We start from the raw sequence: 9,989 nt of genomic DNA on the forward strand, positions 1-9,989 counted from the left end.
GCTTACCGGTCGATCCGCTGGGCTGGCCGTGGCGCTGGGCCCCGGTACAACGGGCCCGAAGTCCTCGCCCCACCATGGGATTCGGCCCCGTTCGCGCTGTTGCTGTCCTCGCCGGGCTGACGGGCTGTCTGTTGCCTTTCCCGGCTCTGGCCCTCCCCGAGAGGCCATGGCAAATCCCTGGCGATACTCCGGTCGCTGACCTGACGCCCGGGATGGGAATCAGCGAGGCCATGCCCGATTCCCTGGCCTGGCCGCTGCGTCCTGGTCAGCCGATCCGTGTGGTCTATCCCTTGGCGGTCAAAGCCACGGAGGTGGACCCCTACGGCTGGCGCTATTCGAGTTCCCGCGGGGCCTGGCGCATGCACGCCGGTCAGGACCTGGTGGCTCCCGCGGGCACGCCTGTTCTGGCCATGCTTCCTGGACGTGTGGTTCTGGTGGAGCCCATCGACGGCTACGGCCTCACGGTGGTCCTGGACCATGGCCGCGGTTGGCAGAGCCTCTATGCCCATCTGCAGAGCGCCAACGTCCGCAAAGGTGACTTCCTGACGGCCGCCTCCACCCTGGGCCTGGTCGGCCAGAGCGGCCGTGCCAGTGGCCCCCATCTCCATGTCGAGTTGCGCCAGCGCCAAGGGGAGCAGATGCTGGCCCTCGATCCCACCCCGGTTCTTGATCAGGCCACACGCCTGACGCTCCTGGCCCCGCCCCCCGTGGCTGAAGCTCGGGTGATTGAACCAGCCCAGCCTTGATTGCGATTGAGCGTCCTGGCCTGAAGCTTCGCCACGGTTCCGCCTGGCTACAGGGCCATGGAATCGCCACGGAATCCCTGCGTCAGCGCCTGGCTCAGGAGGTTCCCTGGGAGCAGCCCCTGGTGCGCGTCTTTGGCCGCCAGCACCCCACGCCTCGTCTGACCTGCTGGATGGCTGACCCCGGCTGCAGCTACCGCTACAGCGGCCAGGTGCAGCCCATCACCCCCTGGAGTCCCTCCATTGCGCCCCTTCGCGATCTCCTGGAGCAGGAGTTGGGGGTTCGCTTCAACAGCCTGCTGCTGAACCGCTACCGCACTGGAGACGACCGCATGGGCTGGCATGCCGATGACGAACCGGAACTCGACAACCAGGCCCCCATCGCCTCCTTGAGCATCGGCGTTCCGCGCGATCTGCGTTTTCGCCCGAGACGTTCTTCTCTTGCGTCCGCTGAGGCGCCCTTCTCGCTTTGCCTGGATGACGGCGATCTGTTGGTGATGGATCCGCCCACCCAGGCCCACTGGCAGCACGCCCTACCGGCCCGTGCCCGGGTCAGGACCGAGCGGATCAATCTCACCTTTCGGCTGATTCAGCCCAGCACCGCGATGCAGTCGATCTCCACCCGGGCGGCCTTCGGCAGTGCGGCCACCTCCACGCAGGCGCGAGCCGGGGAGACGCCCTCTCCAAATACCTCGGCGTAGAGCGCGTTCACCTTGGCGAAATCCCCCAGATCGGCCAGGAAGACCGTGGTGCGCACCACCTGCTGCGGCGTGCAGCCGGCTTCCTTGAGCACGGCCTGAAGGTTGCTGAGCACCTGGCGGGTCTCAGCCTCCACATCTCCATTGCCGACCATCGCGCCGGTGGCTGGATCCAGCGCGATTTGGCCGGAGCAATAGAGCACCCCACCCGCCTTGACGGCCTGGTTGTAGGGGCCGACCGGTGCGGGTGCCGCGGCGGTTGTCACCGCCTCAATCGCTGGAAGGGTCATTGCACGAGAGGATGTGGCGCCGAGCCTATGGCGAACCTGCTGAATGCGCCCTGAGATGCCCAGCCCTGATCTCCCCCAGGAGCCGCAGGTGGAGCTCAGTGGCCTGTGGCATCGCTACAGCGGCCCCGCCTCCAGTGGTGACTGGACTCTTCGCGACATTGATTTCCAGCTCCAGCCCGGTGAGTTGGTCGGACTGCTGGGCCCCTCGGGCTGCGGCAAAACCACCCTGCTGCGCCTGATCGCTGGTTTTGAGAAGCCCGACCGCGGCTCTGTGTCCATCGGCGGTCGCCCCGTGGCCGGGCAGGGACGTTGGTTACCCCCGGAGCGCCGCGGAGTGGGCATGGTCTTTCAGGACTACGCCCTCTTCCCCCACCTCGATGCCTGGCGTAACGCCTGCTTTGGCCTCAGGCCAGGTCAGGACACCAGTCGCGCCTCCTGGCTGTTGGAACTGCTGGGCCTCAAGGGCCTCGAGCGCCGTTATCCCCATGAGCTCTCCGGCGGTCAGCGGCAGCGCCTGGCCCTGGCCCGCGCCCTGGCTCCGGGCTGTTCCCTGGTGCTCCTCGATGAGCCCTTCTCCAATCTGGATGTGGAGGTGCGGCTGCGCCTGCGGGCGGAGCTTCCCGGTGTCCTGGCCCGTTGCGGCGCCAGCGGGGTGATCGTGACCCACGACCCGGAGGAGGCCATGGCGATCTGTGATCGGGTGGCGGTCCTGGAGTCCGGGCATCTGCACCAATGCGCCAGCCCCCACGACTTGGTGACGGCCCCGGCGACCTCCTTTGTCGGTCGCTTTGTGCTGCAGGGCAACCTGCTGCCGGCCCAGCTCCAGGACGGTCTTTGCCTCACGCCCCTCGGGGTGCTCGAACCAACGGAGGCCGGGGCTGCTGCGTCCTCCTCCTCGGACTTGGAGGTGCTGGTCAGTCAGCAGGCCATCGCCTTGGTTCCGGACGATGACGCCGAGGCCTGGGTCGTGGGCCGGGAATTCCTCGGCCGTGAGTGGCTCTATCAGGTGCAGCTCGATGACCGACGCCTGCGCCTGCGTCTGCCCTTGGAGCTGGACTATGCCCGCGGCCAGCGCTGTCAGTTGCACCTGCGCGCAGGTGAGCAGGGCCGGCTCTACCCCAGTGGTGCCGCCCTCATCGCCCGCGGCTGAGCCCTAGCCCCGCCAGAGGTCCTTGTGACCGCGCAGCTGGCGCAGCGCCGCCGCGTCTTGGGCCCGGATGAACAGGTTCGTCTCCTGCTCCAGTCCAATGTGGCTGGGAATCGTTGGCCGTCCCTCACGACGCAGCTGCTGGACCTCCGCCAGTCGCGTGCGGATCGCGGCATTGTCCGGTTCCCGCTCCGCCGCCCAGCGCAGGTTGCCTTCGGTGTACTCATGGGCGCACCAGACCCGGGTCTCGGGCCCCAGGGCGGCCAGGCTGCCCAGGGAGCTGAGCATCTGCTCGGGGGTGCCTTCAAACAGGCGACCGCAGCCGCCGGCAAACAAGGTGTCGCCGCAGAACAGCTCAGCGGCTCCTCCCGCCTCCGGCTCCACGACATAGGCAATGTGGTGACGCGTGTGGCCGGGCACCTCCAGCACCCTCAGCTCTCGGCCCAACAGCCTCAGCTGATCGCCCCCCTGGACCCCTTGGGTTTGCAGCGGGATCCGCTCACGATCCGTGGCACTGGCGATCACCGCCGCCTCGGGCCAGCGCTGCAACAGCCCGGGTGTTCCGCCGATGTGGTCGCTGTGGTGGTGGGTGTGCAGGATCGCCTCCAGCTCCAGACCCTTCTCCTCCAGCCAGGCGATCACGGGCTCGGCCACCGCCGGATCCACCACCACCGCACCCGGACCTTCGCCGTGGAGAACGAACACGTAGTTGTCGCTCAGCACAGGGATCAGCGAAACCGTCGTGGCGGCATGCATCGTTAAAGTCCCGGTTCAGGCTGCCAACCATGATCACCGTCGCGCTGGCCAAGGGAGCCCTGCTGAAGGACTCGGTCCGCCGCTTCGCGGCCGCCGGCCTGGATTTCGCAGCGGTGCTGGAGCCGGGCAACCGCCAGCTGATGGTGCCCAGCGTCTGTGGTCGCGCCCGGGCGCTGCTGGTGCGCAATGCCGATGTGCCGGTCTATGTGGCCTACGGCCAGGCCCAGCTGGGGGTGGTGGGCTACGACGTCTTGAAGGAACACCAGCTGCCCGTGGCTCAGTTGGTGGATCTGGGCTTTGGCGGCTGCCGGATGAGCGTGGCCGTGAAGGCCTCCAGTCCCTATCGCCGGGCCAGTGACCTGCCGGCCCACTGCCGCATCGCCAGCAAGTTCACCCGCTGCGCTGAGGAGTACTTCGAGGCCCTGGATCTGCCTGTGGAGTTGATCCATCTGGCCGGCTCGGTGGAGCTCGGTCCGATCACCGGCATGAGCGAAGCCATCGTCGATCTGGTGGCCACCGGCCGCACCCTCGAAGAAAACGGCCTGATCGCCATCGAAGATCTGTTCCACTCCACCGCCCGCCTGGTGGGCCATCCGCTGTCGCTGCGGCTCGATTCCGGCGAGATCCAATCGATCGTCGATCAAATCGCCAGCGCAGGCGCTTGATGGCCAAGCGCGATCGTCAACGGCTGCTGCGTCTTCTGCCCTACCTCGGGCGCGATCGCAAACGGTTGCTGCTCACCCTGGTGCTGCTGATCCCGGTGGCGGGTGCCGCTGCGGTTCAACCCCTGCTGGTCGGACAGGCGATTTCGGCCCTGCGTCAGGAGCCGGTGCTGCCCTGGCTGCAGGCCATGCCCCTCTCGGGCCAGTTGCGGACCCTGGTGTCGCTCTTGCTGGTGGCGGTCCTGATCCGCCTGGGTCTGCAGGGTGTCCAGAGCTTCAACGTGCAAGCCGTTGGCCAACGTCTGACCGCGCGGATCCGCAACGACCTGTTTGCCCATTCGCTCGACCTCTCGCTGCGCTTCCACGACCGCACGCCCGTTGGCAAGTTGCTGACGCGCCTGACCAGTGACGTCGATGCCCTGGCCGAGGTCTTTGGCAGTGGCGCCGTGGGGCTGCTGGCGGACCTGGTCACCCTCTTGGTGATCGCCGGGACGATGGTGGCGATTGAACCGCGCCTCGGGGTGTTGCTGCTGTCGGTGCAGGTGCCAGTCACCTTGACCATGCTCTGGTTGCAGAAGCGCTATCGCAAGGCCAACTACCGGGTCCGCGAGGAGCTCTCCCAGATGAACGCGGATTTGCAGGAGAACCTTCAGGGTCTGGAGGTTGTGCAGATGTTCCGCCGGGAGTCCCACAACTCCGCCCGCTTTGCCCGCACCGCTGATGCCTACCGCAATGCGGTCAACGGCACGATCTTTTACGACTCCTCGATCTCGGCGTTGATCGAGTGGGTGTCCCTGGGGGCGATTTCCCTGGTGCTGGCCCTGGGGGGCTGGATGGTCACCGCTGGGGCGATGGGCCTGGGCACCCTGACGACCTTCATCCTCTATTCCCAGCGTCTGTTTGATCCCCTGCGCCAGTTGGCGGAGCGCTTCACTCAGATCCAAGGCGGCCTGACCGCTGTTGAGCGCATCGGTGAGCTGCTGGAGGAGCCCATTGAGATTCAGGAGCTGCCCCTAAACCAGCGCTCCTCGGCCGCCATTCGCAGTGGCAGCGACTTCAGCAGCGCCGGTGAGGTGATTTTTGAAAACGTCTCCTTCGCCTACCGCCCGGACGATCCGATCCTGACGGACCTCTCCTTCCGGATTGCTCCTGGGGAGCACGTGGCCTTGGTCGGTCCGACCGGATCGGGCAAGACCACCATCATCCGCCTGCTCTGCCGCCTCTATGAACCCCAGCAGGGCCGGATCCTGCTGGATGGCGTGGACATCCGAGAGTTGCCCATCCCCACCCTGCGCCAGCGCCTCGGGGTGGTGCTGCAGGACACCTTCCTGTTCAGCGGCAACGTGGCCGACAACCTGCGCCTCGATGGCGCCATCAGCGATGTCGAGCTCGAGCGCCTCTGCTCGGAGCTGGGTCTTGAGCCCCTGCTCGATCGACTGCCTTCGGGGCTGGCTACAGAGCTGCGCGAGCGCGGCAGCAACCTCTCCTCCGGTGAGCGCCAGTTGCTCTCGGTGGCGCGGGTGGCGATCCGCAATCCCTCGGTCTTGGTGATGGACGAGGCCACGGCCTTCCTGGACCCGTCCACCGAGGCCACCCTGCAGCGGGATCTCGATCGGGTTCTGCGCCAACGGACGGCCATCGTCATCGCCCACCGCCTGGCCACGGTGGAGGCAGCCCACCGCATCCTGGTGCTCAAGCGCGGTCGCCTGATCGAAGAGGGAACCCACACGGCCCTGCGCGCAGCCGGTGGTCTCTATGCCCAGTTGGCCGACCTTCAAGAACGCGGTCTGGCCAGGCTCTAGGACAAGGTTCGATCCAGCCAGTCCTCGATGACTCGGGCGAGGGCGTCTGGCGCGCTGCGCATCGGCAGATGCCCTTCCCCTTCGAGCTCCTGCACCTCGGCATTGGGGGCGTAGCCCGAGAGATGGCGGACGTAGCGCGGCTCCATCACCGTGTCCTTGCTGCCCACCACCCAGAGGCTGGGGACCTGCAGTTGGCTCGTCAGCGCCGGCAGCTGGCGCACGGCCCCGCGCTGCATGCTGCAGGCCAGCAGCCCGCGGGCGGCACGGAGCTCCGCCACCAGGGGGCTGCGAATGGCCTCGGTGCCAGGGAGCTGGGCGAGCCAACTCGGCCGCCAGCGCAAAAAGGTGGCTCCGCCGTTGCGCACCATCCGAAAGGGCCGCGGCTGATAGACCCCGCCTCCGGAGGCGACCTGGATGATGCCGCGCAGTTGCTCCCCCAGATGGGGGGCGGCATGGAGCACCAGGCTTCCCCCCAGGGAGTGGCCGATCAGCACGATCGGCCGGCCGCCGGCTTGCTCCTGGGCCGCCTCCGCCAGCCAGCGGCCATAGCTGACCAAGTTGGTCCGCAGGCCTTGGGGCCTCGGGCGTTGGCCAAAGCCCGGCAGATCAGGGGTCCAGCAGTCCCACCTGGGCTCCAGGGCCGTGCGCAGCGGATCCCACAGCCGCCCGGAGAGCAGCCAACCATGCACGCCAACCAGCAGAGGTGCTGTGCCCAGGGATCCCAATGCAAGAAACGGACCCAGCCTGCATCAAGGGGGTGACCTGGTGGGTCAGGATCAACCGAACCCCGCAGGGAGCTCCGTTCTGATTGGTTCCAGCGCCACTGAACTGGAGGAGCTCTACGGCCGGGACCATCGCGTCTGCGCGACCCCAAACGCCCCGACTTCACTGGTCTTGAGCCAGGAGCGGGAGATTGATCTCTATGAGCTCGAGCAACTCACCGATGCGGTGGGTTGGAGCCGCCGTCCGATGAGGCGGGTGCGCATTGCCCTGGAGAACAGCCTCCTGGTGGTGGCCCTCTGGCGCCATGACGCCCGCCTGCCGCGCCTGGTGGGCTTTGCCCGCTGCACCGGTGACGGGGTGATCGAAGCCACGGTGTGGGATGTGGCCGTCCACCCCCATTACCAAGGTCTGGGCCTGGGCAAACAGCTGATGCAGTACGTGATCGAGCGCCTGCAGCGGATGCAGGTGGAGCGCATCAGCCTGTTCGCCGATCCCGGCGTGATCGAGTTCTATGGCGCCCAGGGTTGGGAGCTGGAACCGCAAAACCGCCGCTGCGCCTTCTGGTACGCCCCCTAGGGGCTGCGGTAGTAGCGCTGGGCAAGCTCCTGGGCCGTGGCGCCGCGGCGCCAGGCCCGGCGCAGGGCCGCGTTGCGTTCTGCCGTTCGCAGCACCCCATCGCGTCTCCAGCGGCGGCCATCGACTGCCAGTGGTTGGCCGAGCCGGCGCAGGGGGGCCAGGGGTTGGAGCCGTTGGACCAGATCCAGGTCCTCCATCAGCGGCAGGGGCCGCATGCCCCCGGCCTGCTCCAGCAGGGCCCGCGGCAGCAGCAGCCCTTGGTCGCCGTAGGGCAGGGCCCGGATCATGCAGCGCAGCTGAACGGCCAGCTCCAGCAGCCGCAGCGGCAGACCGGCCGCGGCGACCTGGAAGTCGAAGTACCAAGCGGCTGGTGCTTGCCCCATGGCGCGCTCCACCGACGCCCCCCAACGGGCCGGAAGCCTGCAGTCGGCATGCAACAGCAACAACCAAGGAGACGTTGAGGCGGCAATGCCGAGCTGGAGTTGCAGTCCACGGTTGGCGGCGCAGCGGATCACCTGGGCGCCGGCGAGCTGGGCCACGTCGGCGGTCCCTGGATCGGCGCTGGAGTCCACCACGATCAGCTCTGTCTCTAGCCCGAGTGGGGCCTGCTGCAGATCGGCGAGCAACAGCGGTAGGCGCTGCGCTTCCTGCCGCGCGGGAATGACGACGGCCAGGGACGGTCGCTTCATGCGGGCGGTAGCTGGCAGCGCAGCCAGTCCTCCAGATCGCTCGGTTCATCGAGGTCGTTCTGCTGTCGCAGCAGGACCGCAGGGAGCTGGTGCGCCGCGGCGGCAGCCAGGCTGCGCTGCAGCACCTGATCACTGCCCCAGGGGATGCCACTCATCAGCCGGGATCCGGCGCGGCGGAAGCCGGAGCGGTTCAGGCCAATCAACCAGTAGCCGCCATCTCGGGCGGGCCCAAGGACCAGCGGTGCCCTCAGGAGTGCCTCGGCTGCGGCGTCGAGATCACTGGTTTCCAGGGCGGGCAGATCCGTTCCAATCACGATCACCCGCTCAGCCCCCGCCTGGAAGGCCCGCTGCAACTGCCGCTGCATGCGGCAGCCCAAGTTGCCTCCGCCCTGTGGCCCGAGCTGAACCCCTGGAGCGAGAGCCTGCAGCTGCCCCTGCCAGCGGCGCAACCCGCGGGGCCCCAGACCGTCGACGGCCATCAGCAGCTTGTGCTGGTGCCGTTGGCTCCAGCGGCCGCTGACCTCAAGGCTGTGCTGCGTCAGCTGGCGTTGGATCTGGGCCGCCGCCAGTCGACCCGTGTGGCGGGCCAGCCTGGTTTTGCAGCGTCCGGGGGCTGGCCAGCGGGCCATGACCACCAGGGTCAGAGGGGCAGCCAAGGCCGCGCCTACTTCCCGCGGGGGAGTTCAGCGGGCTTGATCTGGAGGGTGAGCGTCCGCTCCTTGCGCTGGATCACGATCGCCAGGTTCTGGCCGACGCGTCCCTGGTCCACCGCGACCTGCACTTCGGAGGGGTTCTTCACGGGCTTGCCGCCGACCTGCTCAATCAGGTCACAGGCGCGCATGCCTCCCTTGGCGGCTGGACTGCCGGGGATGACCTCCACCACCACGACGCCTTTGGTCTCCGGCAGCCGGCACTCGGCATCGGTGGCATTGACCTCCCTGGCGAGTTGGGGGGTCAGGGCCTGGAGCCGTACACCGATGTAGGGGTGGGAGGCCTGGCCGCGATCGAGGATTTGTGCGGCGATTTGGCGCCCGAGGTTGATCGGGATGGCAAAGCTCAGACCCGCGCCAGGGGCCTGTCGGATGGCGGTGTTGATCCCAATCACCTGACCGCGATCATTGATCAGGGGACCGCCGCTGTTGCCCGGGTTCACGGCCGCGTCGGTCTGGATGTAGGGCACCCGTTGCCCCTCCCCGAGGGCATTGGTGCGCTGCACCGCGCTGATGATTCCCAAGGTGACGGTGTTATCGAGACCCAGGGGGTTGCCGATCGCGATCGCCCATTCGCCGGGCCGCACGCCTTTGGAATTACCCAGGGGTGCCACGGGCAGGTTCGCTGCTGCCACCTTCACCACAGCGACATCGGTGACCGGGTCAGAGCCCAGCACCTTGCCCTTGAAATTGCGGCCATCCGGCAGGGTGACGCCCACTTCATTGGTGCCCTCGACCACGTGGGCATTGGTCAGGATCACCCCGTCGGATCGGGTGATGAAGCCCGAGCCCTGCCCCTGCTGCTGCTGCACCGAGGGACCACTGCCAAACAGTCCGCCCATCGGGTTGACCACCCGCCGCACCGTGTCGATTCGCACCACCGCCGGTCCGACCTTGTCGACCGCGTTGACCACAAAACTTTTGCCCCCCGGTAGGGGGGCGGCGGCGGGCGCATCGCTGACCTGAGCGCCGTCTCCGCCCCTGCTGCCGTTCCAGAGCGGTAGCCGCAAACCGCCGGTCCCGCAGCCGCTCAGGCCCACACTCAGCAGCAAGCAACCCAAGGCGAGCTGGGGGCGAACGCCATGCATCAAACGGGTCATGCGCAGCAGAGATGTGGGGCAGGTGTTCAGGCGCATCATCGGAGACACTCCCGCCTCAGACCACCCCTATATTCATGGACCCCAGGGGATGAC

Annotated in this window: 12 protein-coding genes; 6 read left to right on the forward strand and 6 right to left on the reverse strand. The window is 67.7% G+C overall.

What is annotated here, in order from left to right; translation table 11 throughout:
- Window positions 1–74 precede the first annotated feature (74 nt).
- Both LY254_RS12890 and LY254_RS12895 read left to right on the forward strand, forming a co-directional pair.
- Entirely contained in the window at window positions 75–746 is a 672-nt protein-coding gene (locus LY254_RS12890) for a M23 family metallopeptidase (protein ID WP_247477733.1), read from the forward strand.
- Window positions 743–1,444: an alpha-ketoglutarate-dependent dioxygenase AlkB gene (locus LY254_RS12895; RefSeq protein WP_247477734.1), complete on the forward strand. Its 702-nt coding sequence runs from the start codon at window positions 743–745 to the stop codon at window positions 1,442–1,444. The genes LY254_RS12890 and LY254_RS12895 overlap by 4 nt, the downstream gene beginning before the upstream one ends.
- Here LY254_RS12895 and LY254_RS12900 read toward each other — a convergent pair.
- A complete protein-coding gene (locus LY254_RS12900; RefSeq protein WP_071777973.1) occupies window positions 1,333–1,731 on the reverse strand; it encodes a Rid family detoxifying hydrolase in 399 nt (132 codons plus the stop codon). The genes LY254_RS12895 and LY254_RS12900 overlap by 112 nt on opposite strands.
- A 55-nt stretch (window positions 1,732–1,786) precedes the next feature.
- On the opposite strand from LY254_RS12900, the gene LY254_RS12905 reads away from it, so the two are divergent.
- Window positions 1,787–2,881: an ABC transporter ATP-binding protein gene (locus tag LY254_RS12905; protein WP_371820473.1), complete on the forward strand. Its 1,095-nt coding sequence runs from the start codon at window positions 1,787–1,789 to the stop codon at window positions 2,879–2,881.
- Between the two features lie 3 nt (window positions 2,882–2,884).
- Here LY254_RS12905 and gloB read toward each other — a convergent pair whose 3' ends face one another.
- Complete coding sequence (gloB, locus tag LY254_RS12910) at window positions 2,885–3,634, reverse strand: hydroxyacylglutathione hydrolase (protein ID WP_247477736.1); 750 nt, start codon at window positions 3,632–3,634, stop codon at window positions 2,885–2,887.
- A gap of 29 nt (window positions 3,635–3,663) precedes the next feature.
- Between gloB and hisG the strand changes: the two genes are divergently transcribed.
- Window positions 3,664–4,299 carry an ATP phosphoribosyltransferase gene (gene hisG / locus LY254_RS12915; RefSeq protein WP_010316491.1) on the forward strand — a complete coding sequence of 212 codons (636 nt, stop codon included), beginning with the start codon at window positions 3,664–3,666 and terminating at the stop codon, window positions 4,297–4,299.
- Window positions 4,299–6,098, forward strand: a complete 1,800-nt coding sequence (locus LY254_RS12920) for an ABC transporter ATP-binding protein (protein ID WP_247477737.1) — start codon at window positions 4,299–4,301, stop codon at window positions 6,096–6,098. Before hisG ends, LY254_RS12920 begins: the two co-directional genes overlap by 1 nt.
- Here the strand turns inward: LY254_RS12920 and LY254_RS12925 are convergent.
- On the reverse strand, window positions 6,095–6,787 hold the full coding sequence (locus LY254_RS12925; RefSeq protein WP_371820474.1) for an alpha/beta fold hydrolase: 693 nt from the start codon (window positions 6,785–6,787) through the stop codon (window positions 6,095–6,097). The two genes, LY254_RS12920 and LY254_RS12925, sit on opposite strands and share 4 nt — an antisense overlap.
- A 139-nt stretch (window positions 6,788–6,926) precedes the next feature.
- Here LY254_RS12925 and LY254_RS12930 point away from each other — a divergent pair, with 139 nt between their 5' ends.
- A complete protein-coding gene (locus tag LY254_RS12930) occupies window positions 6,927–7,397 on the forward strand; it encodes a GNAT family N-acetyltransferase (protein WP_247479926.1) in 471 nt (156 codons plus the stop codon).
- Here the strand turns inward: LY254_RS12930 and LY254_RS12935 are convergent.
- From LY254_RS12935 to LY254_RS12945, 3 genes are read right to left on the reverse strand one after another with little or no spacing between them, the layout of a single operon-like run.
- Entirely contained in the window at window positions 7,394–8,086 is a 693-nt protein-coding gene (locus tag LY254_RS12935; protein WP_247477738.1) for a TIGR04283 family arsenosugar biosynthesis glycosyltransferase, read from the reverse strand. The two genes, LY254_RS12930 and LY254_RS12935, sit on opposite strands and share 4 nt — an antisense overlap.
- On the reverse strand, window positions 8,083–8,742 hold the full coding sequence (locus tag LY254_RS12940) for a TIGR04282 family arsenosugar biosynthesis glycosyltransferase (RefSeq protein ID WP_247477739.1): 660 nt from the start codon (window positions 8,740–8,742) through the stop codon (window positions 8,083–8,085). The genes LY254_RS12935 and LY254_RS12940 overlap by 4 nt, the downstream gene beginning before the upstream one ends.
- Window positions 8,743–8,750: 8 nt before the next feature.
- The gene (locus LY254_RS12945; RefSeq protein ID WP_050778462.1) at window positions 8,751–9,896 is read right to left on the reverse strand and encodes a trypsin-like peptidase domain-containing protein; all 1,146 of its coding nucleotides are present in this window, start codon (window positions 9,894–9,896) and stop codon (window positions 8,751–8,753) included.
- Between the last annotated feature and the right edge of the window lie 93 nt (window positions 9,897–9,989).

Origin of the sequence: Synechococcus sp. NB0720_010, assembly GCF_023078835.1 — a bacterium.
In the GTDB taxonomy this organism is placed as follows: domain Bacteria; phylum Cyanobacteriota; class Cyanobacteriia; order PCC-6307; family Cyanobiaceae; genus Vulcanococcus.